This is a genomic window from Trinickia sp. LjRoot230, from assembly GCF_964253315.1.
In the GTDB taxonomy this organism is placed as follows: Bacteria; Pseudomonadota; Gammaproteobacteria; order Burkholderiales; family Burkholderiaceae; genus Trinickia.
Map to the genome: position 1 here is coordinate 24,676 of NZ_CAXUQX020000002.1, position 23,850 is coordinate 48,525.

The window sequence follows — 23,850 nt, forward strand, 5'->3', positions numbered from 1 at the left end:
TCAAGCGCGTCCCAAGCGCTTGGATAAATCGGCGACGAGAATGGCGAGCCGCGCAGGCTTTTCGTAGCAGGCCACGTTGAAGCGGCGAATGACTTCGCTGATCTCCGTTTCGCTGGCTTTGCCCGTCAGTAATTCGCCGGTAAGCAATAACACCGGCGTGTCGGGCTTTGCCGAGCGGCGAATGGCTTGGATCGCGGCGGCGGCGGTGTCTTCTCCGAACAGCCAGTCGGTCACGATAGCGTCGACCGTTTGCACGCGCATCGCGATATCGAGGGCTTGCGGACTGGCGAGCACCACTGCCGTGAATCCGTTTTGTTCGAGGTAATCGCCTAGCGCTTCGGCCGCGGCAACATCGCTGTCGACGACGGCGACCACCGGGCGCGTAAGCTCGGCACGCTGCGGATGAATTTCGATTTTGACGACTTCGCAGGCGTCGGGCTCGGGCGGCGCGCCGTCGCAGCGCACGACACGCCAGCGGCTGCCGCGTGCATAGGCGACGAATTCGCTGCGCCGATGCGCGTTGAGCGGGCTGCCGATCCATGCAATGCAGGGCCATTCGAATGCACCGACGCATAAGATCGCATCGCAGGCGCTCGCATCGGCCAAGCCGTTCTCAGCCGATGGCAAGCCCACGAGCTGCGCCGCCGGTTCGTCGAACGCCTCGGCGACCTTTCTGATTTGGGCTAGCGTCCATGGGCTGCTGCCGCGCAGTTTGCGATGGCCTTGCGAAAAGCTGAGCGCAAGAATGCGGCACAGCTCGGTTGTCTGCTGCCGCTTCGCGATGCCATGCCGGCTCATCAACGCGCGTACGCGCTCGGCGACGGCTAGCGAGTCCATTGAGGTTGCGTCGTTCGTCATGCTGCTAGGAACGCTTCATCGTCCGATGGCGGAAACAGAACAAGTGGCGCCAGGTGGCCGGGCAGCCCCTGGCGGTGAAACAGCAGAAATATCAGAGAAGCGGCCGTATTTTAACGGCCAACACACCCCGTTTTTCGGGGAAATGTGTTTCCACAGGTTACGTCTGCAACTATCGGCTGCAAGCAAATTGTCCTAGTAATCCGGACACTTTTGGTCCAGTCGCTTATTAGTCGCCTGTGCGCCGCTGATCCGAAGCCAAATCAGGCGCGACGATTCGCCCGCGCTGCTGCAATTCGATACATTTGGATCGGCTTTCTTGCGCATTGCAGCGTGACTTTGTGCTGCGGCGTTCCCGCTCGGCAAGCCCGCGCCAAATCGTCGTCAATGCGTTACCGAGAGGAAGAGATAGGCCGCGAACACCGACAAGTGAACCGCGCCTTGCAAGATGGTGGTGCGGCCGGTGGCAAGCGTCAGCGTGCTGACGATCAGCGTCAGGGCGAGCAGAACCGTCTCCATACCGCCGATGCCAAGCGCCAGCGGGCGGCCGCTCCAAACGAAGACTGCTGCAACCGTTGGAATCGTCAGGCCGATGCTCGCGAGTGCCGAGCCGAGTGCCAGATTGAGACTCGTTTGCAACCGGTTCGCATGGGCTGCGCGCGCCGCAGCCATGCCTTCTGGCAGCAATACGAGCGCGGCAATGATGATGCCGACGACGGCCTGCGGCGCACCGGCAGTCTCGACCGCGCGCTCGACGGCAGGCGAGAGCAGCTTCGCGAGCAACACGACGGCGACGAGGCATGCCAGCAATGCAATACCGCTGACGAGCGCGACGCGCGTGCTTGGCGCGAGCGCATGCACAGACTCGTCGGCACCTGCTTCGTTCGTACTCGCAAGGAAGTAGTCGCGATGCCGGATGGTCTGTATAAAAACGAACACCGCGTAAAGCACGAGCGACGACACGCCGGCGAAAGCAAGCTGCGAGGTGGAGAGCACGGGGCCCGGCACGGCGCTCAAATAGTTGGGCATGACGAGCGTGAGGACGGACAGCGCGGCCAGAACGGACAGCGCCGCATTAGCGCCGCTTATGCGAAAGTCCTGCTCGCCGTGACGCAGTCCGCCCACCAACAGGCAAAGTCCGACGATGCCGTTGCAGACGATCATCACCGCGGCAAACACCGTGTCGCGCGCGAGTCCCGATTTCTCGGGGCCTGACGACAGCATGACCGAGACGATCAACGCCACTTCGATGACCGTGACGGCCACGGCGAGCACGAGCGTGCCAAGCGGCTCACCCACTCGATGCGCGACGACTTCCGCATGATGGACAGCAGCAAAGACGGCCGCTGCGAGTGCAATGCCGACGAGCGCGAGCAACAGCGGACGCTCGCCGAAATAGAGCGCGGCGGCGAGGACGAGCCATGCCGCGGGGGGCGTCAACAATGTCCAAGAAGGCAGCGGATTGGGCTGTCGATGCATCGTTGTGATCCTTGTTCGTAAGGGGCTGTACGGTCGTTCGGTCGCTCTATCGTCGGTTCATACCTGACGTAAGATGCCGCATTATCCGGGCAATAAAGCAAATATGCAGACTAACGATTTCCCCGTCGTTGATTTGCCGGCGCCGATCGTACGGCTTTCTCGTGACGAATTACCGGTCGACACGGTCGAGCTGGCCCGCTTCATGGTGGGCAAGTATCTCGTGCATGATTCGCCGCAAGGGCACATTAGCGGCAAGATCGTCGAGACCGAAGCTTATCCCGTGGGTGACTCCACGAGCCATGCATACCGCGGGTTGCGGCCGTATAACGGTGCACTGTTCAGTGCGCCCGGTCATGCCTATGTGCGGCTCGTCTATGGCGCTTCGTACATGATCAATATTTCGAGCGAGGCAGAGGGCATCGGGGCGGCGGTGCTGTTGCGTGCCGTCGAACCACTCGAAGGCACCGCGCTCATGCGTTTGCGTCGACCGCGTTCGGCCTGGGTCGATCTTGCGCGCGGGCCCGGGCGCTTGTGCGCAGCATTTGGCATCGGCCCCGAATGGGATGGGGCCGACCTGTGTGGGGCCGCTGCGTCGCTGTGGATTGGCCGCACGGCGAACGCCGTCACCGGGACGGCGCTACGTATTGCCGCAACCAAGCGCATCGGACTTTCCCGGGAAATGCATGCGCTGCTGCGCTTTTACGAGCCCGGTAGCGCATTCGTTAGTGGTCCGAAACGATTGCTTACGGCTGGCGCTTGCTTGGAGCCTCAGGCGGTCTCGACGAGTTGCTCGAAGAGCGCCTGATGGGTCTTTTCGCCCAGCTCGATCGTCAGGCCGACCGCATTTTCGACACCGATGCGCATCGGCGGGCCGAACCGACGCGTCTCGACACCGGTCTTGCGCAACAGGCGCTCGATTGCCGTCGTGGTGACCGTGACATAACGGGTGATGTTCATTTGATCCGCAAATTTCACGACTTCGCGCATCGCGTCAAGCGCAAGATTGGCAAAACCGAAACCGCTTTTCTCGTGCGTCACGATGGCAAAGCGGCTGAGTTCCCACACGCTGGGCGACACGGGCGCCGACTGCCCGTGCAGCAATTGTCCGAATGTATCGCGAAGCATGTACGGCCCCACGGTCGGCATGATTCGCCAGCAACCGCATAAGGCATCGCGCTCGTCGTGAACCAGCATGTAATGCGGCGACAGGGCATCGTAGCCATCGATTTCCATGCCTGACAGGATGGCGACTTCCCATCCCATGCGCTCGCCAAATACTTTGGCGCGGAGCCGGTACATCTCAGCCAATGTGTCGAGATCGAAGCTCTTCTGCGCGCCAATCGTGATTTTTGCGTTCATCTCGTCCTCCTGGGTGGTTGGGCCTACCTAATTCGCATAGACGATATGCACTTTGCGTGCTGCGCGTAACTGTCAAGCAAGATAGGTACAAATGAACGCCGACACTTGGGATGATTCGCGTACCGAGTTCATAACCCGAGGTGAAACCAGATGTCTCTGACCAACGTTTATCCGATGGAATCCGATGAATTCATGCGGCCCGTTCGAACGGAAATCGACAACAACTTTATTCAGGCATACCGGCGCAGAGTTCGCGAGAGCCAAAAAGTGTTTTGGGCTCGGTTTGGTGTAACGCAATCGCGCGGGAGCCGTTTCGAGCTGGGTGCGAATATCCCGAAACCCGTCATGATTTTGCTGAGACTTTATTTTGAAGCACGCATTACAGACGACGATATCGCGATGGTCAATCAGAAGCGTGTGCCGGCGCATCGGCCGGCCCCGCTCAATCAGGATCGATCAAGCCCATTCGGGTCGCTTTGACAGCCGCTGCGCTTCGCGAGCTGACCCCGAACTTCGTGCGGATGTTCGTCATATGGAAGTTGACTGTGGCTTCCGAGCAACCGAATATCTTCGCGATTTCCCAGGTCGACTTGCCTTGCGCGGTCCATTTGAGGCATTCGTGCTCGCGTGGTGTCAGTTTCGGTATCCGCGACTCCGTATGCCCGGCAATGAAGGGTTGCGCGGTATCGAACGCCACGTCGCGCAGCAACGCGAGCATCGGCAGGTGATACTGCACTTGTGCGCTCAGTTCGCGCTGCGATTGATCTCCGCATACGAAGCAGAGCATGCCGACTTCCTGCTTCGGGCCGTGAATCGGCAATGAAATGCCGGTACACAAGCCGTGGCGCCGGGCCTCTTCGTACATTTCCTTTTGCGAGCGGTCGGTAAAAAGCGAGGCGGACCAGATGAGCGGCGCCGCTTGACTCAGGCAGTGCGAGACGGTTGGATCGATACGCGCGAAAGCGCGTTCATCGTACGTTTGCCGCCACGACGACGCGTAGTCGCTGCGCAAATACACGTCGGTCATGCGCATGCCAGGCCGCGGCAGGACAGCAAACAGCGTCTGGTCGAAGCCGCATTTGCTGCCCAACAGAGACAGGGCCCGGAACCAGGATTCCTCATCTTTTGCGCGCCATAACGGCGACATGGGCTCGATAAATTGACGCGGCATAGGTCCTCTGGGTCAAAAATATTGCTTGCCTGAAACGCGGCCGAATCGATATCTTGCGCGACTTCGTTTGATAAAAATCGTTCGGTGGATGATATCGGGCACACTGGCGGATGGAATCATCCGCTTCTTTATGAGACTGGTAAGGGTATCGCAAAAAAACCATTTTCGAATAGTGGTTCGACGCAGGGGCGGATGGCATCGATTACAAAAATCGATAATGGTGATCCGATTTTCCGTAGGAATTAACTGAATCAATGATATTTGTAAATCGAACCGATTCCACATTTAATTGAAGGCAATTGGAAAGCCAATTCTTACTACTTGGCAGTGACTACATAATGATTCTGTCGTGGGAATGTTTGCTGAACCACGTATTCGTTCATTCGGTTGATCCTTCGCTCGCGCCGTGGTCGTGGTGTCCCGCCTGCTTTACGCTTTAAGCATTCAGGCTAAAATTGGCGTCGATCCGTATGCGAGTATCACCGAGCAGTGAGGGCCCGGAACGTGCCGGCCATGACATCCCATCGGCGGCTGCCGGGGCGTCAGATAACGCGATGCCGCCGCGTAGCGGCGTTGAACCCCCCCGGAATGACCTGCTGCGGGGGCTCGGTGCGAGGCCTACTCCTGCTGCGCGTGCAGCTACGTCGGCGGAAAATGCCTATCCCACGCGTGAGCTGCCGCGCGCCAAGATTGTCGACATGAACGCCGCCTACCACTTTGTGTTGAAAGACCGTCCTGCCGATGAAGCCGCCAAACTGCATGGCATTAAAAATCGAGAAGACCTCGAGCTGCTGAGTGCGCTTGCCGAGGATGCCAACCGCAGCAATCATCTGAACGCGGACTTTGAAGGGGCAAGGACCACGCTCAGAGAGGGTGGCGCTGCGGCGCAGTTTGTTATCGAGCTGTTTGCAATCAGGAATCCGAGAGAGCGCAGGCAGTTGTGCCTGGAAGAGGTGATTGTTAGGACAATGAACCAACATCTCGACGGTATGACGCAGGCGAGCGAACTCCGCTCCGCGGCGCCCCCGGTCGAGAAAGGTACCGATCACCGCCTGAGCGACTCTGTGATTTACGAGGCGATGTGCGCGATAGCCGATGGCGTTCCGCTCGCAAACCTGGTCAAAATATTCGACATTACCGATCGACGGGACCTGGCGCTGTTGCAGCCAGTGGCAGATGAGGCTGCGCGCTGGGGCTCGCGTGCCGGCGTAGCGCTGCTGATTGAGGCGCAGAAACGGATTCGCGAAAAAGGTATCTCTCCCGAGAAGGCAGCCGAGGAACTCGACATTACCCATCGCCAAGACCTCGCCGTCTTGCAGAAGCTGGCCGGATCCCAAGGCTTGATCGGTGTGGGCTAAGCGGTGCGCATCCGGCCGGCTCAGGTGCGCGCCCCAGTGATGTAATGCTCCAGTTGTTGAATCGTGAACTGTTGCTCGGAGATGATCGTCTTCACGAGGTCGCCAATGGAGATCATCCCGACCAATCGATCGTTATCGATCACGGGCAAGTGGCGCATCCGGTGAGCCGTCATTAGCGCCATGCATTCTTCGACCGTATCGGTCGGCCGCACGTAGCGGACCTGGGGGGTCATGATGTCGCGCACCGGCGTGCTTTTCGACGAGCGATCCAACAGCACGATTTTGCGGGCGTAATCGCGCTCTGTAACGATTCCAACGATCTTTCTGTCTGCTTCGCCCGTTACCACCAGCGCGCCGATTTGGTGCTGCGCCATTAATTTGACTGCCTCGAAGACGGAGGCATCGGCATCGATGGTGATGACCGGCTGATCGTGATCGAGGCGCGGGTCGGTTTTCGACTTCAGCATTTGCGCAACGCTCGGCATGGGCTTGTCTCCGTCTCGTTCGAGGGTGGCCCGGCACTTGCGTGGCGTCGCGCATGCCAGCAGCCGGTCGTTTTTCAGTATAGGCGCAAGCGACGAGGGTTGATGAGGTAGTCGCTGAATAGCGGTATACTCGCGCTTTGCGCGTCGCGCGACGGCGCGTGAAGAATCCCGCTTCCACCTCACTTCACAGTCATGCCCACGCGTTCCCACTCGTCGCCCGACGGCGGCGATAGCGACCAGCAGTGTGTCACGCTTGCAGCCACCGCGTCGCTTCCCACCCGCTACGGGGTTTTCAAGTCATATGCTTTTCGTGTCGCCACGGGCGATGCAGAGCATCTTGCGCTTGTAATGGGAGATGTCGGCGATCAGCGTTCGGTGTTGACGCGGCTGCATTCCGAATGCGTTACGGGTGATGTGCTTGGCTCTTACCGTTGCGATTGCGGCGAGCAACTCGATCTCGCGCTTCGGTATATTGCGGCGGAAGGCCGCGGTGCATTGCTCTATTTGCGCGGGCACGAAGGGCGGGGCATCGGTTTGTCCAATAAAATCCGCGCCTATGCGCTGCAGGAACAGGGGCTCGATACGGTCGAGGCGAATCTCGAACTCGGCTTGCCCGACGATGCGCGCGAATACGATTCGGCTGCGGCAATTTTGCGGATGTTAAAAGTCACGTCAGTCCGGCTCATGAGCAACAACCCGAAGAAGTTCGATACGCTTGTCAAGCACGGTATCCCGGTTTGTGAGCGCGTCGCGCTGGCCATCCCGGTGCGCAATGAGAACGAGCGTTACATCCGGACCAAGCAATTGAAGTTTGGGCATTACTTCGAAGAAAACGAATAGCTTGGTTGGACGGAGAGAGTCCATCTGGGCCTTGGTGTCGCGCCGTAGTCGTTTGATATAGAAGGATTTTGTTGGACGCGGGGCAATCTAGGGGCGCCGGTGTTTCCCATTACTACAATCATGACCAAGATAATGCCCGCTTCGTGAAAGCGGTGCGATCGCTACTGCGGTCTCACGACCCGCGTTTGATCTCCGTGATTAAGGATTGCAGCACGCGCCCGATCGGGCGCGAAAGCCGCCGTTCGCGCATCGTCATCACACAGACAATGCGCTGGTTGAGCACGGGCTCATCAAAGCGCTTCGCGATCAGCGAAAGCTCGTTCGCGAGGCCGAACAGCGAGAGCTTACTGCCAACCGTGATTGCGCCGACTAGCGCCGCGAACGCGTGCAAAGCGCTCGAATTGTTGCTTGTCAGGATAGGCTCCAGCTTGATGCCGTTTCGTGCGCAGCATTCGTCGAATAGCTGGCGAGCGGTATTGCCGCGTGCGAGCAGCGCGACAGGGTAATCGCGCAGATCCGCAAGCGTGAGCGACGCGCGACGCGCCAGCGGATGCTTGGGCGCAAGCAGCGCGCAGACCGGCGCTTCGGCGCTGTACTCCACCTGGACCTTGGCGGGGTCCCCACTCGAAAATGCCAGCCCGACATCCACCTCACCGGCGGCCACCCACTGCTCGACCTGCGAAGGCGTGCCCGAGCGAAGATTGAAATGCACTTGCGGCTCCTCGACATGATGCTTCGCGAGCACGTATGGCAAGAACGAGCGCGTGAAGCCATCGGTGCAGCCGATGCGCACGATGCCGCGCCCGAGCGCGTGGGCGGTCGCAATTTCGGCGAGCACGGCATCGCCTTCTAGCAACGCGCGCCGCGCGTGCTCAGCGAGCCGCTCGCCCGATTCGGTCAGCGCCATGCCGCGCGGCATCCGCTCGAAGAGCGGCGTGCCCACGTCCTCCTCGAGTTTGCTGATCTGCCGGCTGATCGCCGAGACGGCGACATGCAGGTTCTCCGAAGCCGCCGACAGCGACCCCGTGCGCGCAACCTCGACGAAGTAGCGCAACGCAATTCCATGAAGCATCGGCTTATCCATTCGGGCGCATCCAATACGCGCGCTGCGTTGCCATTTTGGCAATGCTATCCGCAAATTTTGAAATTGTTGCGAATTTTTGACGTTCCTAGACTGGCTTCATTTTCTGGACGAAAAGCCAGACAAGAGAAGAGAGGAGCTGCCCTTGAACGAATCCCGACAGGCCGCCATCGACCGCGCGCTGCGCGTTTATGACTCCGGCGAGTTTCTCGCCGATCTCCAGCGCCGCGTGGGCTTTCGCACGGAAAGCCAGAATCCGGCGCAAGGCGACGCGCTGCGCGCCTATCTCACCGACGAGGTCGCGCATTCGCTCGCTCCGCTCGGTTTCGCGAGCCGTATTGTCGAAAATCCCGCAATCGGGCGCGCGCCGTTTTTGATCGCCGAGCGCATCGAGGACGCCTCGCTGCCGACCGTGCTCACCTACGGTCACGGCGACGTCGTGCGAGGCTACGACGAGCAGTGGCGCGACGGTCTTGCGCCCTGGACTATCACCGTCGAAGGCGACCGCTGGTATGGCCGCGGCACTGCCGACAACAAGGGGCAGCATTCCGTGAACTTCGCGGCGCTCGCCGCGGTGCTGGACGCGCGCGGCGGCAAGCTGGGCTACAACGTGAAGCTGATCTTCGAAACCGGCGAGGAAATCGGCTCGCCGGGCCTCGACGACGTCTGCGCAGCGCACCGCGAAGCGCTCGCGGCGGACGTGTTCATCGCATCGGACGGCCCGCGCGTGCTAGCCGAGCGACCCACGCTGTTCCTCGGTTCGCGCGGCGGCGTGGCGTTTGAGTTGCTCGTCGACCTGCGCAAGGGGGCCCATCACTCGGGCAATTGGGGCGGCGCGCTGCGCAATCCTGCCGTCGTGCTGTCGCACGCGATTGCGAGCTTGGTCGACCGGCGCGGCGCAATCGTCGTGGACGGCCTGCGCCCGCCGTCCATCTCGATGAGCGTGCGGGAGGCGCTCGCCGACATCGTGCTCGGCGGCGACGCTGACGCGCCTGCGATCGATCCAGACTGGGGCGAGCCCGACCTCACGCCTACGGAGCGCGTGATTGCCTGGAACGTGCTCGAAGTGCTTGCGTTCAAGGCCGGCAACCCCGATGCGCCAGTGAACGCGATCCCGCCCGCTGCCAAGGCCACCTGCCAACTGCGCTTCGTGGTGGGTACGGACGCCGCGCGCGTGGGCGAGCATCTCGAAGCGCATTTCGCGCGACTCGGCTTCGACGATGTGAAGGTGCGCGTCACGCAGATCTCTGCTGCCACGCGCCTCGACCCCGACAACGCCTGGGTGCATTGGGCGCTCGATTCGCTGCGCGCATCCACGGGCAAGAAGCCGGCGTTGTTGCCGAACCTGGGCGGCACGGTGCCCAACGACGTATTCGCGTACACCCTCGGTCTGCCGACGCTCTGGATTCCGCACTCGTATCCCGCATGCGCGCAGCACGCGCCGAACGAGCATCTGCTCGGCTCCGTCGCGCGCGAAGCGCTCGCCGTGATGGCGGGGCTTTGGTGGGACCTTGGCGACGACGCGGCGCGGCTGGCCTCGATGGGCTCAGCGGGCTTACCGGGCCGAGCGCACGCTTCGCATTCCTCCGACGCCGTTCTTTAAACAAGGCTCTGACATGTCCGCCAAGCAACCCGTGAGCCTTGTGAGGCTCGTCATCGCCACTTCCGCCGGCAACGCCCTCGAATGGTTCGATATCGCCATTTACGGATTCTTCGCGGTGTACATCGGCAAGCATTTCTTTCCGTCCGCCAACGAGACCGCTTCGATGCTGCTCACATTCGGCACTTTCGGCGCGTCGTATCTCGTGCGGCCGCTCGGCGGCGCGATACTCGGCGCCTATGCCGACCGGCGAGGACGCAAAGCCGCACTACTGGTTTCGGTGGGGCTCATGATGGTCGGTACGGCGATCATCGCGGTGATTCCCGACTACGCGGCCATCGGCGTGGCTGCGCCGCTTGGGGTATTCGTCGCGCGGCTCATTCAGGGCTTTTCGGCGGGCGGCGAGTTCGGCGCGTCTACGGCAATGCTGATCGAGCACGCGCCGCACCGGCGCGGCTTTCTCGCGAGCTGGCAGTTCGCGACGCAAGGCCTCGCGACGCTGCTTGCAGCCTCGTTCGGCTTCGGCCTCGCTCGCCTGATGGCGCCTGCCGATCTCGCGGCGTGGGGATGGCGCCTGCCTTTTTACTTCGGATTGCTGATCGGTCCGGTGGGTCTTTATCTGCGCCGCTTCATCGAAGACGCCGAAGACTTCAGGCGCGCTGTGCGCACCGAGACACCCGTGCGCGACGTGCTGGGCCAACAAAAGCGGCTCGTGTTTACGGCCATTGGGCTGCTGACGGTCTCAACGGCGGTCAACTATCTGCTCCAGTACATTCCGACGTTCGCGATCCGCCAGCTCCATCTGCCCGCTGCAACGGGCTTTGCGGCAACGATGGTGGGCGGTGTGATTCTCACGGCCGTCACGCCGTTCGCGGGGCACTTGTCCGACCGCATCGGCCGGCGCACGCAAATGACCTGCGTGGCGCTGCTGTTCCTAGCCAGCGCGTATCCCGGCTTCGCCTGGGCGACGAGCCGCTCGAGTGCGCTGCCGCTCTTCGTGCTTATTGCGTGGCTCGCGCTTCTGAAGTCGATCTATTTCGGTGCGCTGCCCGCGCTCATGGCCGAGATTTTTCCGGCCGCGACGCGCGCGACGGGCATGTCGATCGGATACAACATCGGGGTGACCGTGTTTGGCGGCTTCACGCCGGCCATCGTCACATGGATGCTGAGCGCCACCGGCGACAAGAACGCGCCTAGCTTCTGGCTGATTGTGACTGCGATGATCAGTTTGTCGGCGTTGGCGTACGTGAGCCGTGTGACAGGCACGGCCACAGTTTCGCGGCAGGCGACGGCCTAGGGCCGCGTGGGCTGCGCAAGCTGCCTTCGGTTGCAACGCTCGCGGGGACGCCGGCCTACGACGTGAACGGTGTCGGCCGCCGACCGCCGCTTAAGCGCTCCGCGCGCTCGCCGGTTTCGGAGGACGCTTCATAACGCGGGTGCAATCCAAACAGACGCTCAACTTCCGCCACAGCCCAGCTGCATGTCTCGCGCGTGCACGTTGCGACGGCATTTCCGTTCCATCGATAGTCGAACGACACTTCTACCTCGACGCCCTCGGTGTGCACCGTGAGATCGCGCAGGTCCGCGGGCGACGAAGTAGCGCGTGCGCGGGCCGCAATCTCGGCGAAGTGGCAGTCGAACCATGCGGAGAAGAATCGAGCGTCGCCGGCTTCTGGCAGTACGAAGCTTGCCTCGCAAGTGATATAAGCGGCGCTCGCGGGAGAGCGCGCGGCGGTATCGCCGGATTTCGTGCCTGGCGCGCGCGTGCGCGATGAGTGCGTCGTGGCAGTCATACCCCAAGACTCGCCCGATGCTGCGCGATGACTGAGAGTGTAGTCGCGAAGCGCTTGCCAGACCGAGGTGTCATCGTCCTCCCGCGAGGGCTGCATGACCAACTCCAGTGCTCCGCCGCCGACGCGCGCGATTGACCGCGCAACGAGGCGGCACTCGCACAACAGTTCGTCGCCACATAGAATCTGTCCGGACCGCGGCAGGCCCAACGGCGGCAGGCTGGCGTCATCGGTCAAGCGGACCACGAACCCTTGACGGTCGAGCCGCGAAAGGAGCATCCGTTGCTCGCTGTTCGCGTACTGGATTGCGATCCGAAACCGGCTCACGAGATTGTCGCCGGCCCCGTAGGGACGGTTGGCCAAGAAGGCGTGCAAGATGATTTCTCCTTCGCGGGACGCCTTGCGGCGCCTTGGCTAAACAGGCTGATCGGTTTGGGCACTCAGGTCAGTGCCTCGGCGAGGGCCGGGTCGAGCCCCAGTGCATGAAGGGTTTGCGCGTCGATATCGATCCAACATGCAACGACCATACGGCCATCGATGCGCTGCGCGGGCCCGGCCCGGTGGGCATGAACGCCGATGCGCCGAAACAGGCGCTCCATACTCAGGAAGGTGACGCCAATCAATTGTCGGGCCCCTAATTTCGCGGCACACTCGACGACCGACGCAAGCATCGGCCGTACTGCCCAGGCGTTGCCTTCGTCAACGGGCGCCTCGCCCGCCGGATTGCCCGCGCTTGCGGCGAAACGCGAAAGCTCCCAGACGTCCTCGGATTGCGGCGCCGGCATATCCGCCGCCAGAAGAAATGGGAACAGTTCACCCAACAGATAGGGGCGCGTCGTAGGCAGGAGCCTCGCGCATCCGCAAATCGCATTGGATTCGTCGCGCGCAATGACATACACCGTATCGTGCCGATCGTATTGATCGCGTTCGAATTGGCTGTCGGCACACGGCAGTTTCCAGCCGAGCTGCTCGACGAAAACCCGGTGCCGATAATGTGCTAACGCGACATCGAGATCTTCGGGGAGGCGCCCGTCGCCGTGTACAGATGTCCGCATGGAATCCTCTCGTATGGTTTTTCTACGGAGGCATTACAGCGCGCACCCTCGGGAGCGGTAACTGTCAACGTTGACAGGGTTTTCGGGCAGTACGGATTCCGCGCAAGAGGCGGACGAATGCCCCTACGCAATCCGGGAGGATGTCATATTGAGATTGAAAATAATCGCTAACTTGCTTATAAATGAGCCTTGTAGAGGAATGATTGGATAACTGCGGAGCAGATGTTCGAATGTCTGCCCCTGCTTTCGTTTTATCTCGTTATTGGAGTGCGTGTCCCGGCACATCCGGCCCGTGCAGTTGTACAAGGGGAGCGTGCGCTACGGCGTTTGGCCAATTGAGTCGGGCGAGCCTGCGGATGAATAATTGCGCGGTGCGCGCCATGCCGACGTCGAGGCCGTGTTGATCGATGCACATGACGTTGCTGCGAACATCGCCCCAGGCAATGATTAATGCGCCGGTTGTGCGATCGAGATACCAATCCCAGCCGACCGAGACGTGCGCGCTTCCCGGAGCAGGCGGGCGTTGCCATTCGGTGTAACCGGCGGTAGCGGCGTCAATGTCCTCGGCGCGTAATTCTTCGATCAGGGCGTCATCGAGGCCTGAGTCGACGTGAACGAGCTGCAGGTCGGCGAGTGCCTGTTCGGGAAGGCGAACGTAGCCGTCTCGAGAAGGGCTGTCGAGCAGTGCTGAAGTGTGTCTCATGCGGGGACTGTAGCAGCCCGTTTCGGTCGTGAGACCTGCTAACTATGACAGCCTTGTGTTTGTGTACTGTGACGCGCGGAGTGCAGATGGAGTCGTTGAGCTGGCACGATAGCTACGAGCAATTGAGGGGCGCGAAGGACGAGCGTCAGCTCTTCGAGAAAATTGCCGGTTTTGCGAGGCAACTGGGGTTCGATTACTGCTGCTATGGGATTCGCGTTCCGTTGCCGGTGTCGAATCCGGGCGTTGCCATCTTCGACACCTATCCGGCTGGATGGATGGAGCACTATCAAGAAAGCCGCTTCATCGAGGTCGATCCAACGGTACGCGAAGGCATGACAAGCACGGGCCTCATCGTATGGCCCGAGGCCACAACAAGTGCTTCACGTCTGTGGACCGATGCGCACGATTTCGGCATGAAGGTGGGCGTCGCGCATTCGAGTTGGGCGGCACATGGCGTCTATGGTTTGCTGACGATGGCGCGGCCCTCCGATGCGCTGTCTAGCCCCGAGATCGATACGCTCACGCTGCAAGCGAGTTGGCTCGCCAATCTTTCGCACGCATTGATGAGCGAGTTTCTGGTCTCGAAGCTTGCACCCGAGGCGGATGTCGAGCTCACGCCGCGCGAGTGCGAGGTGCTGTGCTGGACAGGCGAGGGCAAGACCGCGAACGAGATCGGACAGATCCTCAATATCTCCGAGCGCACGGTCAATTTCCACGTCAATAACGTATTGCTGAAGCTCAATGCGACGAACAAGGTTCAGGCGGTCGTCAAGGCCATGGCAATGGGATTGATTTCGGCAGGTTGAGCCGACGTGCGTGTTATTTCAGCACGCCTTCGCCTTCGCATTCACCACTCGCATGGCGCGGTGCCAATGCGCCGAGATCGGCTAGCGGATGCGTTTGCTTGGTCCAAGGCGAAGCGAGGAAGTGGCGCACACGCTCGGGACTGACATCGGCGAGTGTGGCGGGGCGCCACTGCGGGCGGCCGTCCTTATCGATCAAATGCGCGCGTACGCCCTCGCGAAAATCCCCCTCATCGATGGCATGCGAAACGATGTCGAGTTCGGCTCGAAAGGCGTCGCCGAGTGTCATCGTCCGCCCGCGCAGCAACGCCGCGTGGGTGACATGCAGCATCGTCGGTGAATGCGCGCGAAGTGCATCGAGCGTTGCCCGAAGCCAAGCCTGCGTACCGTGGACATCGTGCGCGGTGTTTGGCCGAAGTGCGGATTCGAGCGATTGTGCGATGTCTTCGATCGACAACCGTGTATCGAAGTGCTGCGCGATTTCCGGCAGGTACCTATCGAGCGACGCCTGTGCGTTGACGTTGGTCTGCGGCACGAATACCTCGCGTAGTTGGGCTTCGACGCATTCCGGCGGCAACTGTGCCAGCCGTTGCTCGAAGCCGGCGAGCCAGGTGTGCGGCACGCATACGTCGGCGAGCCCGCAGCGCACCGCATCAGCGCCGCTCAATACTGCACCGGTCAAGCCGACATAGAGTTCGAGCGCCCCGGGCATGACGCTCAAAAATCGCGTTGCACCGACGTCGGGCAGGAAGCCGATACGCGTTTCGGGCATGGCTATCTTGCTGCGTTCAGTGCTTACGCGCAGCGTAGCCGCTTGTGCTAGCCCCATGCCTCCGCCCATTGCAATGCCATCGGCCAGGGCAACAATCGGCTTCGGAAACGCATGTAGCGCGAAGTCGAGCCGATATTCATCGATGAAAAACTGACGCCATCCGTGTGGCCCGTCCGCGAGCCCGGCCTGCGCCGCGCGATAGAGTGCGCGCACGTCGCCGCCCGCACAGAAGCCCTTATCGCCGCTGCCGCGCAGCACGAGAGCAACGACTGCGTCGTCTTCGCGACAGCGTTCGACCACGGCGGCCAGCTCACGCACCATTCGGTGCGACAACGCGTTCAACGCATGCGGGCGATCGAGCGTCACAATCGCAACGCTATTGACGACACGAACGACTATGCATCCATCGGCATGCGGCTCGTTGGCCACGTTAAGGGGTGTGCCGGTGGCGCGCTCGCTCAGCGAATCTGTTGTTGCGCGTAGATTCATTGATCGCCCTTGTGTTGTGGCTCCAGTTCGCGCTCATAGAGCTTGATGATGGCCGAGAAATCGAGGCGTCCATGGCCGCTCGTGCTCATGGCTTGATATAGCTCCTGGGCCAGTGCGCCGAGGAACACCGGCTGCCGCACCCCGTGAGCCGCGCTGGTTGCCAGGCCCAGGTCTTTCAGCATCAGATCGGTGCCGAAACCACCCGAATAGCCGCGCGAGGCAGGCGCACCAGGTACGACGCCAGGGTAGGGGTTATATGTATCGGCGCTCCAACAGCGCCCCGTCGATGTGTTGATGATGCCGGCCAGGGTCTTCGGATCGATGCCGAGCGCCACGCCAAGCGACATCGCTTCCGCGACGCCGGTCATCGTGATGCCGAGCAGCAAGTTATTACAGATCTTCGCGACTTGGCCCATGCCGGTGGGACCGCAATGAACGATGTTTTTACCCATCGCCGCGAGAATCGGCCGCAGGCTTTCGTAAAGCGGCACGCTCGCGCCCACCATGAACGTGAGTGTGCCTGCCGTCGCGCCGGCCGTACCGCCCGACACCGGCGCATCTGCAAACGCGTTGCCGTTTGCACGGGCGAGTTCGGCAAAGGCTTGCGCACTCGCCGGGTCGATCGTGCTCGAGTCGACGATCGGGACCCCGTCAGCGATGCCGGCCAGCACGCCGTCGGTATCGCTCAACACGCTGCGAACATGCGCTGCGGCGGGCAGCATCGTGATCACGCATTCGACATCGCTGGCCGCTGCTTTCGGCGATGGCGCGGCAAGCGCTCCCGCATCGACGAGCGTGTTCACCGCTTGTGCGCTCAAATCGAACACGTTGAGGGTATGGCCGTTTTTGAGCAAATTGAGCGCCATCGGCGCGCCCATGTTACCCAGGCCGATAAAAGCGATTTTCATTGATGTTGCCTCCGTACGTAGCGCTGCACGTGTTCAGCGCATGCTGATCGTGGTGTTCACGCCATCGTGGGTCGTCGCGTCGTCGAACCAGCGTGCGGTTATCGTTTTCGTTTGCGTATAGAACTGCACTACCTGTTTGCCATACGGGCCGAGATCGCCGAGCTTCGAGCCGCGTGAGCCCGTGAAGCTGAAAAACGGCACCGGCACAGGGATCGGAATGTTGATGCCCACTTGGCCAACGTCGATTTCGCTCTGGAATTTACGTGCCGCTGCGCCACTTGACGTGAACAGACCCACGCCATTGCCGAACGGATTGCGATTGACGAGTGCAATCGCTTCATCAAGCGTGGCAACGTTCAGCGTCACGAGCACGGGGCCGAAAATCTCGGTGCGATAGACGGTCATGTCCGTCGTCACGTCGGAAAAGATCGTCGGGCCGATAAAGTTGCCTTGCGGGTAGCCCGGCACTTCGATACGGCGACCGTCGAGTTCGAGTGTTGCGCCCTCGGTTACCCCCGTGTCTATCAGCGAAACGATGCGCTGCCTTGCCGCTTTCGAAATGACAGGGCCGATATCGGTGTTCGGCTCGATGCCAGCATTGACCTTGAGCGCCTTCGCGCGCGCGACCAGATCGGGCAGCCACCGGGACGCGCCGCCGACGAACACGACCGCCGAGGTCGCCATACAGCGCTGACCGGCCGCACCGAACCCCGCGCCGACGAGCGCGTTGAGCGTTTGCTCGCGGCTTGCGTCGGGCAGAACCACCGCGTGGTTTTTCGCTCCCATCATCGATTGCACGCGCTTGCCGTGCTGGCTGGCAAGCGTATAGACATGCGTGCCGACAGCAGTCGAGCCGACGAACGAGACGGCTTTGACGAGCTCGTGCGTGCAAAGCGTGTCGACGACGTCTTTACCGCCGTGCACGACATTGAGGACCCCGCGGGGCACGCCAGCTTCGATGGCCAGTTCGACGAGCGCCATGGTCGACAGCGGGTCCTGTTCCGATGGCTTGAGAACGAATGTGTTGCCGCAGACGATGGCCATCGGGAACATCCACAGCGGAATCATCGCGGGAAAATTGAAAGGCGTGATGCCCGCGCAGACGCCGATCGGCTGCCGCAACGTATAAGTGTCGACGCCCGTGGCGACATTCTCCGCGAACTCGCCGAGCTGGAGCGTGCCGATCGAGGCAGCATGTTCGACGACTTCCAGACCACGGAAGATATCGCCTTCGGCATCGGGCAGCGTTTTGCCTTGCTCGGCGCTCAGCGTTGCCGCGATGCTCGACATGTGTTCGCGGATGAGCGCCTGGTACTTGAGCATGATGCGAACGCGCGTGCTGATCGGCGTTGTCTTCCAGTGCTCGAACGCCGCGTGCGCTGCGTGAATGGCGGCATCGACTTCGCCCGGTGTCGCGAACGGCACGCGCGCAAGTACTTCCTGCGTGGCCGGATTGACGATATCTTGCCACTGCGCCGAAGCGGACTCGACAAACTCGCCGTTGATCAGCAGCTTGACGGTCTGACCTTGTGCGCTCATCGTGTGCCTCCCAAGAAAGAGTGTTTCGGTTTCAATCGAGATATTCAGGAGTACTTAAATTCAGGAGTGCTTATCATCTGGGAAATCCTCTTCCCAGAATTCGCCGGGCAAGCGCACGAGTGCATCGCCGCGTTCCATTTCTCTGCGGCGCAATTCCACACGCCGAATCTTGCCGGAGATGGTCTTCGGCAATTCGAACAGTTCCAGGCGACGAATACGTTTGTAAGGCGAGAGTTGTTGGCGCGAAAACCGGAATACGCTTTCCGCCAGGTCCGGCCCGTAGGTGAAACCGTGACGCAGCATCACATAGGCTTTCGGCACCGAAAGACGCAGCGGGTCGGGGCTGGGCACAACGGCCGCCTCGGCGATGGCTTCATGTTCGATCAATACGCTCTCGAGTTCGAATGGGCTTAAGCGATAGTCGGAACATTTGAAGACGTCGTCGGCACGTCCGATGTAGACGTAGTAGCCGTCGGTGCGACGCAGCGCGATGTCGGACGTGCGGTAGCATCCCGCGCGCACCACATGGTGCGTCGCCTCGGCATTGTTCGCGTAGCCGGCCATCAGCCCGAGCGGCGCTTTGCCCGAAAGTGCGGGCGAGAGGGGACCGTCAAGCACCAGCGCAAGCTCGCCCTCGTTAGCCGCGGTGCCGTCGGGGTCGAGAAGGGTGACGCGGTAGCCGGGCATCGGCCGGCCCATCGAACCGGGAACGACCACCTGCCCAGGCGAATTCGCCACCGTGCAGGTGGTCTCGGTTTGACCGTAGCCATCGCGTATCGTCACGCCCCAGGCTGTTTTGACTCGCTCGATGATCTCCGGGTTGAGCGGCTCGCCGGCGCCGACGATTTCGCGCAGCTTGACATCGTACAAAGCAAGCGGTTCTTGCACGAGCATGCGCCAAACGGTCGGCGGCGCGCACATTGTCGTCACGCGATGGCGAACGATGGTTTCCAGCGCCAGCTTCGGATCGAAGCGCGCGTATTGAAGGACGAATACGCAAGCGCGCGCGTTCCATGGCGCGAAAAAGCAACTCCACGCATGTTTGGCCCAACCCGCCGAACTGATGTTCCAATGCACATCGCCGGGCAGCAGGCCGATCCAGTACATCGTCGAAAGGCTGCCGACAGGGTAGCTCTGATGCGTGTGCTCGACGAGTTTCGGCTTTGACGTCGTACCCGATGTGAAGTAGAGCAGCAGTGGGTCGTTCGCGTGCGTGACGCCGTCGGGGGCGAACTGCGGTTGCGCCGCGTAGCCTGCGGAAAAATCAAGCCAGCCGTCGGGCGCGGCGTCGCCCGGGCGCTGCGTAACGGCGATCTTGACGAGGGCAAGCTGTGAGGCTTGCGCATCGTTGGCGAGTTCGTCGAACTTCGCATGCTCGGCCGCTTCGACGATCGCAAATGTCGGCCTCGACGTCAGCACGCGTTCGCGGACGTCTGCCGCCGCAAGCTGTGTGGCGGCCGGCAACAGGACTGCGCCGAGCTTGATGGCGGCCAGCATCGCGTCCCACAGTTCCACGCGGTTGGACAGCATGAGCATGATGCGGTCGCCGCGCGCGACACCTGACGCGCGCAGGAAGTTGGCAATTCGGGCCGATCGCTCCGACATCTGCGCAAACGAGAACCTTTGATCTGCCCCGGCGCTATCGACTATCCACAGCGCCGGCTCGTCGTTGCCCGCGGCCATTGGATCGAAATAGTCGAGCGCCCAATTGAATTCGTCGAGCGCTGGCCAGACGAATTCCTGGTAAGCGCGCTCGTAATCGGTTCGATGGCGCAGCAGAAAATCGCGCGCGGCGAGAAAGCGTTCCGATGCACTCATGGCGTGTCTCTGAGGGTCGTTTGTAATTGATGGCGCGTTGCGCGCTTCTTAGTTATAGCTGCAGCCCGCTTTTTCCGTTACTGCATTGCAGCGAGGGGCGGGACCGATGCGTCGAAGTGTAGGGAGGCGGAGGAATGCTTTCGATGCTCAATGCGCTCAATCTTCGTGAGCGCGTTTGCCATCGAATCGGAAGGCAAGCGAGGGGGAGGGGCGGATCTCAGGAAATGCCGAGACCCCGTAAGATGGCGTTGCCGTCAGCACTCAATTGAAAACGTGTATGGCCGTCCACCGAGTCGACCGGTTCAACCAGGCCGGCTTCGGCGAGCATCGGGATTTCGGGCTTGGCGCCCACGTCAATTGGCGCATGCAAAAGCAGCAGCAATGTCGCGATCTCGTGATGGCTGAGGATGCGCCGCAGTATCGCGCGGGGCGTGCGGTGGGTGCTCGTCGACATGGCGTCTTGCTTTGCGTCTTGCATGGGCGGGCCTTTATACGAAAATTCTGCTTGCCAAATGGTCCGCAACGTTGCTTAAGCGACTCTTAAGATTGCCTGGTAGTTGTTGAAACAATGCGTTACAACCGAGCTTTCATTGGAAGGGCGCCGACGACATCGGACGGCGATGCCGCGCCTGGGCGGCCAACCGTACGGCCGCATTGGCCGCCCCGTAGCCGTCATAGCCGCCGCGTCGTTCGACGATTTCGATCGAAAAACGCCCGTTGATAGGCTCCGTGTACGCATGGAGAAATTCGCCACCATGTCCGTCGCGATCATAAAGCACGTGGTGCTCGCGCAACGCCGCTACGACTGCCTCGTCTAGCGCATATCGGGCTGACAGGTCATCGTAATAATTGCCGGGAATGCTCAACGTCGGCACGTCGTTCGCATGAAATGCGATGATCGCTTTGAAAATGTCAGGCGTCCTGAATGCGACGTGATCGAGCCCAGACCCGCGATACGTTTCGAGTGCCCGTGCGGCAGCCGTATGGCGGTCCACCGACGCGTTCAGCGCGATGCGAACCGAACCGTCGCGGCTGCGAACGGCTTTGCTCCGCACGAGGCCATACGGGTCGGGTACCAGCCACGCCGATTCGGCTTGAAAGCCAAATGCAGTCTTGAAAAAGAGCACCCACGTGTCAAGCGAATCCGCGGGCAGCGACAACGACACATGATCGATTCCCTCGATATGCCCGTGATCGACATGCGTGGTTGGCGCAAGCACGAAGTCGGATTCAAAGAGCGTGGGCGCGCCGGGTTTTTCGTCGACGAAGTATTGCAGGCTGCCATCGGGCGCGAGCACGCTTGGCACGATGCGCTCGCTCGGGCCTACTCTCCCCGAAAACGGCGGATAGCCGAAGCTCGCTGCGTGTTCGAATGCGGCCGCGGCATCGTCGACGAGAAATGCCGACGCACAGAGCGATAGCCCATGCATTTGATGAAACGCTCCGGCGAACGAGTCGCGCTCGGCATTCAGAACGATGGCCGCCGCTCCCTGCTGAAATAGCGCGACATCCTTTGAGCGATGCCGCCCGGTGCGAGCGAAACCGAGCTTGCCGAGCCAGCTTGCGAGCTGCGTGCCGGCCGCGTCGTCGACGGCGAATTCGATGAATTGAAAGCCCACGTGTGCGGGCATCGCAGGCGGCGCGAACAACGCGGCGCGTTCGGCGATTGGTGAGGACTCCTCAATAAGCTGCTCGCGCACGCGCTCCTCGAGATAAAGCAGCGAGCGGTAGCCATCTTTTGCGGTGCTGACAGGCGGTGCGGCGCGAAAGCCGTCGTTGAATATTTCCAGCGAAAGCGGCCCCGCATAACCGGATTCGACAACGCGTGCCGTAAAGCGCACGACATCGAAATCGCCCTGACCGGGGAAGCATCGATAGTGGCGGCTCCATTCGAGCACATCCATCGCGAGCTTCGGTGCATCTGCGATTTGGACGAAAGCGATGCGATCGCCGGCAATGGCGGCGATTTCGTCGACTGAGTCGTTCAGCGACATCGTATGGAACGTATCGAGGACGAGCCCCAGGAACGGATGATCGACCGCATCGACGATACGCCACGCCTCGCTATACCGTTTGACGTGACGCCCCCAGGCCAGCGCTTCATATCCCGCCACGATGTGCGCCTGCTGCGCGGCGGTTGCCAGCGCGCCCAATTGATCGATGATCAGTTGTTCGTCGCCAAGCGCATCGGGCGAAACGTTGCTGCAGACAAGCAAACGCGATGCACCCAGCTCGTGCATCAAGTCGAACTTGCGGCGCGCGCGCTCGAGGTTGCGGGCGAACCGCTCTTTGCTCACCCCTTCGAAATCGCGAAACGGCTGGAACAGCACAATTTCCAGGCCGAGGTCGGCCGCGGCTTTGCGAACATCGGCGGGCGTGCCGTCGAAATAGAGCAGATCGTTTTCGAAGATTTCGACGCCGTCGAAGCCGGCTTGCCGGATCGCATGCAGTTTTTCGATGAGCGTTCCGCTGACGGAAACAGTGGCAATGGAACGTTTCATGCAAAGACTCCGGGGGCGCAAAAGCAGGAAAATGTACGAGTTGATTCATAGAAAATTGACGATAAGGCAGGAAATAACGTTCCGTATCGGCATTTTGTGGTGATTCTACAAACTAACTAGATGGTACAAATTAGCACAAACCCCAACCGACAATCACACGGAAAAGCGCGACACTTGCGTCTGAATTGGCGCCGTGCGTCTATCTTGAAGGCGGCGCGCGATCGCAATCGGGAGTCAATGTGGCAGAGAAAGTTGAGCGTTCGTTTCTGGTCGGGCTGATCGGAACGGGAATTGGCGGTTCGCTATCGCCTGCAATGCATGAAGAGGAAGCGCGCCGCCTCGGGCTAATGTATGTGTACCGGCGCATCGATCTCGAGGTGCTCCGCCGCAACGCCGCGGCGTTGCCCGAATTATTGTCAGCGGCCGAATCGATGGGATTCGACGGCTTGAACGTGACTTACCCCTGCAAGCAAGCGGTGATCGAACTGCTCGACGATTTGTCGGACGACGCCCGCGCACTGGGCGCAGTCAATACGGTGCTATTCAAGAATGGGCAGCGCATCGGACACAACACCGACTGGTCCGGGTTTCGCCGCGCCTTCGAGCGCGGCTTGCCCGATGCGCCACGCGAGCGCGTCGTTCAACTGGGCGCCGGTGGCGCAGGGGCTGCAGTCGCACACGCCGCGCTGACAATGGGAGTGCGCGAGTTGACGCTCGTCGATGTCGATTTCGAGCGGGCCAGTGCGCTTGCCGACGATTTGCAGGCGCGCTTTCCCGAGACGCAGGTGCGTGCCGGCGACGGCACACCTGGCGCGCTCGGCGACGCATTGGCGTTGGCCGACGGGCTGATCCATGCGACCCCGACCGGCATGACGAAGCATCCGGGTCTGCCGTTATCTGCTGAGTTTCTGCACCCGCGGCTATGGGTGGCCGATGTCGTTTATTTTCCGATCAAAACCGAGTTGCTGCGGGCCGCTGAACAGCTCGGCTGCCGCACGCTGACGGGTGGCGGCATGGCCGTTTATCAGGCGGCGAAGGCGTTCGAGATTTTCACCGGCGTCACGCCCGATCCCGAGCGCATGTTCAAGCATTTTCAGACGTTGCTGACAACCGAGACGCGGTAGCGCGATCTACGGCCGGGCGGTCCGGCGGTCCGGCGATCGCACACGCTTACGACAAATACTGACAGGAGACAGATGATGCGACCGAACCTTCCTTCCGGGCTGGTGGCCGAGCAGCAGGCC

The 23,850-nt window shown here is 61.2% G+C and carries 23 protein-coding genes; 8 read left to right on the top strand and 15 right to left on the bottom strand.

Going from position 1 to position 23,850, the window contains the following annotated elements; all coding sequences use genetic code 11:
- Together ACSQ20_RS19435 and ACSQ20_RS19440 are read right to left on the bottom strand one after the other, a co-directional pair.
- Positions 1 to 858: a helix-turn-helix domain-containing protein gene (locus ACSQ20_RS19435; protein ID WP_436023302.1), complete on the bottom strand. Its 858-nt coding sequence runs from the start codon at positions 856 to 858 to the stop codon at positions 1 to 3.
- A gap of 381 nt (positions 859 to 1,239) precedes the next feature.
- A complete protein-coding gene (locus ACSQ20_RS19440; protein ID WP_436023304.1) occupies positions 1,240 to 2,334 on the bottom strand; it encodes a calcium:proton antiporter in 1,095 nt (364 codons plus the stop codon).
- A 103-nt stretch (positions 2,335 to 2,437) separates the two neighbouring features.
- Here ACSQ20_RS19440 and ACSQ20_RS19445 point away from each other — a divergent pair, with 103 nt between their 5' ends.
- Positions 2,438 to 3,139, top strand: a complete 702-nt coding sequence (locus tag ACSQ20_RS19445) for a DNA-3-methyladenine glycosylase (RefSeq protein ID WP_436023306.1) — start codon at positions 2,438 to 2,440, stop codon at positions 3,137 to 3,139.
- Here ACSQ20_RS19445 and ACSQ20_RS19450 read toward each other — a convergent pair.
- Positions 3,103 to 3,693, bottom strand: a complete 591-nt coding sequence (locus ACSQ20_RS19450; protein ID WP_436023308.1) for an acyl-homoserine-lactone synthase — start codon at positions 3,691 to 3,693, stop codon at positions 3,103 to 3,105. The genes ACSQ20_RS19445 and ACSQ20_RS19450 overlap by 37 nt on opposite strands.
- 192 nt (positions 3,694 to 3,885) lie before the next feature.
- Between ACSQ20_RS19450 and ACSQ20_RS19455 the strand changes: the two genes are divergently transcribed.
- Positions 3,886 to 4,173 carry an XRE family transcriptional regulator gene (locus ACSQ20_RS19455; RefSeq protein WP_436025745.1) on the top strand — a complete coding sequence of 96 codons (288 nt, stop codon included), beginning with the start codon at positions 3,886 to 3,888 and terminating at the stop codon, positions 4,171 to 4,173.
- On the opposite strand, the gene ACSQ20_RS19460 is transcribed toward ACSQ20_RS19455, so the two are convergent.
- Complete coding sequence (locus ACSQ20_RS19460; RefSeq protein WP_436025747.1) at positions 4,136 to 4,840, bottom strand: autoinducer binding domain-containing protein; 705 nt, start codon at positions 4,838 to 4,840, stop codon at positions 4,136 to 4,138. The two genes, ACSQ20_RS19455 and ACSQ20_RS19460, sit on opposite strands and share 38 nt — an antisense overlap.
- A gap of 722 nt (positions 4,841 to 5,562) precedes the next feature.
- Between ACSQ20_RS19460 and ACSQ20_RS19465 the strand changes: the two genes are divergently transcribed.
- Positions 5,563 to 6,222 carry a hypothetical protein gene (locus ACSQ20_RS19465; RefSeq protein WP_436023310.1) on the top strand — a complete coding sequence of 220 codons (660 nt, stop codon included), beginning with the start codon at positions 5,563 to 5,565 and terminating at the stop codon, positions 6,220 to 6,222.
- A gap of 20 nt (positions 6,223 to 6,242) precedes the next feature.
- On the opposite strand, the gene ACSQ20_RS19470 is transcribed toward ACSQ20_RS19465, so the two are convergent.
- Positions 6,243 to 6,707, bottom strand: coding sequence for a CBS domain-containing protein (locus tag ACSQ20_RS19470; protein WP_436023312.1), 465 nt, complete (start codon positions 6,705 to 6,707; stop codon positions 6,243 to 6,245).
- A 192-nt stretch (positions 6,708 to 6,899) separates the two neighbouring features.
- Here ACSQ20_RS19470 and ribA point away from each other — a divergent pair, with 192 nt between their 5' ends.
- On the top strand, positions 6,900 to 7,547 hold the full coding sequence (gene ribA / locus ACSQ20_RS19475) for a GTP cyclohydrolase II (RefSeq protein ID WP_436023314.1): 648 nt from the start codon (positions 6,900 to 6,902) through the stop codon (positions 7,545 to 7,547).
- Positions 7,548 to 7,719: 172 nt separating this feature from the next.
- On the opposite strand, the gene ACSQ20_RS19480 is transcribed toward ribA, so the two are convergent.
- Positions 7,720 to 8,619 (bottom strand): LysR family transcriptional regulator, encoded by a 900-nt coding sequence (locus tag ACSQ20_RS19480; protein ID WP_436023316.1) that lies wholly within the window; start codon positions 8,617 to 8,619, stop codon positions 7,720 to 7,722.
- Between the two features lie 148 nt (positions 8,620 to 8,767).
- Here ACSQ20_RS19480 and ACSQ20_RS19485 point away from each other — a divergent pair, with 148 nt between their 5' ends.
- Together ACSQ20_RS19485 and ACSQ20_RS19490 are read left to right on the top strand one after the other, a co-directional pair.
- Complete coding sequence (locus ACSQ20_RS19485) at positions 8,768 to 10,231, top strand: M20 family metallopeptidase (RefSeq protein WP_436025749.1); 1,464 nt, start codon at positions 8,768 to 8,770, stop codon at positions 10,229 to 10,231.
- 13 nt (positions 10,232 to 10,244) lie between these two features.
- Entirely contained in the window at positions 10,245 to 11,525 is a 1,281-nt protein-coding gene (locus ACSQ20_RS19490; RefSeq protein WP_436023318.1) for an MFS transporter, read from the top strand.
- 55 nt (positions 11,526 to 11,580) lie between these two features.
- On the opposite strand, the gene ACSQ20_RS19495 is transcribed toward ACSQ20_RS19490, so the two are convergent.
- From ACSQ20_RS19495 to ACSQ20_RS19505, 3 genes are all read right to left on the bottom strand, one after another.
- The gene (locus tag ACSQ20_RS19495) at positions 11,581 to 12,393 is read right to left on the bottom strand and encodes a hypothetical protein (RefSeq protein ID WP_436023320.1); all 813 of its coding nucleotides are present in this window, start codon (positions 12,391 to 12,393) and stop codon (positions 11,581 to 11,583) included.
- 65 nt (positions 12,394 to 12,458) lie between these two features.
- The gene (locus ACSQ20_RS19500) at positions 12,459 to 13,073 is read right to left on the bottom strand and encodes an acyl-homoserine-lactone synthase (RefSeq protein ID WP_436023322.1); all 615 of its coding nucleotides are present in this window, start codon (positions 13,071 to 13,073) and stop codon (positions 12,459 to 12,461) included.
- Between the two features lie 259 nt (positions 13,074 to 13,332).
- On the bottom strand, positions 13,333 to 13,776 hold the full coding sequence (locus ACSQ20_RS19505; RefSeq protein WP_436023324.1) for a DUF4902 domain-containing protein: 444 nt from the start codon (positions 13,774 to 13,776) through the stop codon (positions 13,333 to 13,335).
- Between the two features lie 86 nt (positions 13,777 to 13,862).
- On the opposite strand from ACSQ20_RS19505, the gene ACSQ20_RS19510 reads away from it, so the two are divergent.
- Complete coding sequence (locus ACSQ20_RS19510) at positions 13,863 to 14,582, top strand: LuxR family transcriptional regulator (RefSeq protein ID WP_436023326.1); 720 nt, start codon at positions 13,863 to 13,865, stop codon at positions 14,580 to 14,582.
- A gap of 13 nt (positions 14,583 to 14,595) precedes the next feature.
- Here ACSQ20_RS19510 and ACSQ20_RS19515 read toward each other — a convergent pair whose 3' ends face one another.
- The 6 genes from ACSQ20_RS19515 to ACSQ20_RS19540 all read right to left on the bottom strand — a co-directional run bounded on the left by ACSQ20_RS19515 (position 14,596) and on the right by ACSQ20_RS19540 (position 22,606).
- A complete protein-coding gene (locus ACSQ20_RS19515; RefSeq protein WP_436023328.1) occupies positions 14,596 to 15,840 on the bottom strand; it encodes an enoyl-CoA hydratase/isomerase family protein in 1,245 nt (414 codons plus the stop codon).
- Entirely contained in the window at positions 15,837 to 16,748 is a 912-nt protein-coding gene (gene mmsB / locus ACSQ20_RS19520; protein WP_436023330.1) for a 3-hydroxyisobutyrate dehydrogenase, read from the bottom strand. Before mmsB ends, ACSQ20_RS19515 begins: the two co-directional genes overlap by 4 nt.
- 33 nt (positions 16,749 to 16,781) lie before the next feature.
- A complete protein-coding gene (locus tag ACSQ20_RS19525) occupies positions 16,782 to 18,287 on the bottom strand; it encodes a CoA-acylating methylmalonate-semialdehyde dehydrogenase (RefSeq protein WP_436023332.1) in 1,506 nt (501 codons plus the stop codon).
- Positions 18,288 to 18,347: 60 nt separating this feature from the next.
- A complete protein-coding gene (locus tag ACSQ20_RS19530) occupies positions 18,348 to 20,105 on the bottom strand; it encodes an AMP-binding protein (protein ID WP_436023334.1) in 1,758 nt (585 codons plus the stop codon).
- A 217-nt stretch (positions 20,106 to 20,322) separates the two neighbouring features.
- Positions 20,323 to 20,559 (bottom strand): hypothetical protein, encoded by a 237-nt coding sequence (locus ACSQ20_RS19535; RefSeq protein WP_436023336.1) that lies wholly within the window; start codon positions 20,557 to 20,559, stop codon positions 20,323 to 20,325.
- A gap of 133 nt (positions 20,560 to 20,692) precedes the next feature.
- Positions 20,693 to 22,606, bottom strand: coding sequence for a bifunctional sugar phosphate isomerase/epimerase/4-hydroxyphenylpyruvate dioxygenase family protein (locus ACSQ20_RS19540; protein WP_436023338.1), 1,914 nt, complete (start codon positions 22,604 to 22,606; stop codon positions 20,693 to 20,695).
- Between the two features lie 239 nt (positions 22,607 to 22,845).
- Between ACSQ20_RS19540 and ACSQ20_RS19545 the strand changes: the two genes are divergently transcribed.
- The gene (locus tag ACSQ20_RS19545) at positions 22,846 to 23,730 is read left to right on the top strand and encodes a shikimate dehydrogenase (protein WP_436023340.1); all 885 of its coding nucleotides are present in this window, start codon (positions 22,846 to 22,848) and stop codon (positions 23,728 to 23,730) included.
- Positions 23,731 to 23,850: the final 120 nt, after the last annotated feature.

Coding starts and splice junctions, on each gene's coding strand:
- ACSQ20_RS19435 (WP_436023302.1), bottom strand. CDS start 858: ATGACGAACGACGCAACCTCAATGGACTCGCTAGCCGTCGCCGAGCGC.
- ACSQ20_RS19440 (WP_436023304.1), bottom strand. CDS start 2,334: ATGCATCGACAGCCCAATCCGCTGCCTTCTTGGACATTGTTGACGCCC.
- ACSQ20_RS19445 (WP_436023306.1), top strand. CDS start 2,438: ATGCAGACTAACGATTTCCCCGTCGTTGATTTGCCGGCGCCGATCGTA.
- ACSQ20_RS19450 (WP_436023308.1), bottom strand. CDS start 3,693: ATGAACGCAAAAATCACGATTGGCGCGCAGAAGAGCTTCGATCTCGAC.
- ACSQ20_RS19455 (WP_436025745.1), top strand. CDS start 3,886: ATGCGGCCCGTTCGAACGGAAATCGACAACAACTTTATTCAGGCATAC.
- ACSQ20_RS19460 (WP_436025747.1), bottom strand. CDS start 4,840: ATGTCGCCGTTATGGCGCGCAAAAGATGAGGAATCCTGGTTCCGGGCC.
- ACSQ20_RS19465 (WP_436023310.1), top strand. CDS start 5,563: ATGAACGCCGCCTACCACTTTGTGTTGAAAGACCGTCCTGCCGATGAA.
- ACSQ20_RS19470 (WP_436023312.1), bottom strand. CDS start 6,707: ATGCCGAGCGTTGCGCAAATGCTGAAGTCGAAAACCGACCCGCGCCTC.
- ribA (WP_436023314.1), top strand. CDS start 6,900: ATGCCCACGCGTTCCCACTCGTCGCCCGACGGCGGCGATAGCGACCAG.
- ACSQ20_RS19480 (WP_436023316.1), bottom strand. CDS start 8,619: ATGCTTCATGGAATTGCGTTGCGCTACTTCGTCGAGGTTGCGCGCACG.
- ACSQ20_RS19490 (WP_436023318.1), top strand. CDS start 10,245: ATGTCCGCCAAGCAACCCGTGAGCCTTGTGAGGCTCGTCATCGCCACT.
- ACSQ20_RS19500 (WP_436023322.1), bottom strand. CDS start 13,073: ATGCGGACATCTGTACACGGCGACGGGCGCCTCCCCGAAGATCTCGAT.
- ACSQ20_RS19505 (WP_436023324.1), bottom strand. CDS start 13,776: ATGAGACACACTTCAGCACTGCTCGACAGCCCTTCTCGAGACGGCTAC.
- ACSQ20_RS19510 (WP_436023326.1), top strand. CDS start 13,863: ATGGAGTCGTTGAGCTGGCACGATAGCTACGAGCAATTGAGGGGCGCG.
- ACSQ20_RS19515 (WP_436023328.1), bottom strand. CDS start 15,840: ATGAATCTACGCGCAACAACAGATTCGCTGAGCGAGCGCGCCACCGGC.
- mmsB (WP_436023330.1), bottom strand. CDS start 16,748: ATGAAAATCGCTTTTATCGGCCTGGGTAACATGGGCGCGCCGATGGCG.
- ACSQ20_RS19525 (WP_436023332.1), bottom strand. CDS start 18,287: ATGAGCGCACAAGGTCAGACCGTCAAGCTGCTGATCAACGGCGAGTTT.
- ACSQ20_RS19530 (WP_436023334.1), bottom strand. CDS start 20,105: ATGAGTGCATCGGAACGCTTTCTCGCCGCGCGCGATTTTCTGCTGCGC.
- ACSQ20_RS19535 (WP_436023336.1), bottom strand. CDS start 20,559: ATGTCGACGAGCACCCACCGCACGCCCCGCGCGATACTGCGGCGCATC.
- ACSQ20_RS19540 (WP_436023338.1), bottom strand. CDS start 22,606: ATGAAACGTTCCATTGCCACTGTTTCCGTCAGCGGAACGCTCATCGAA.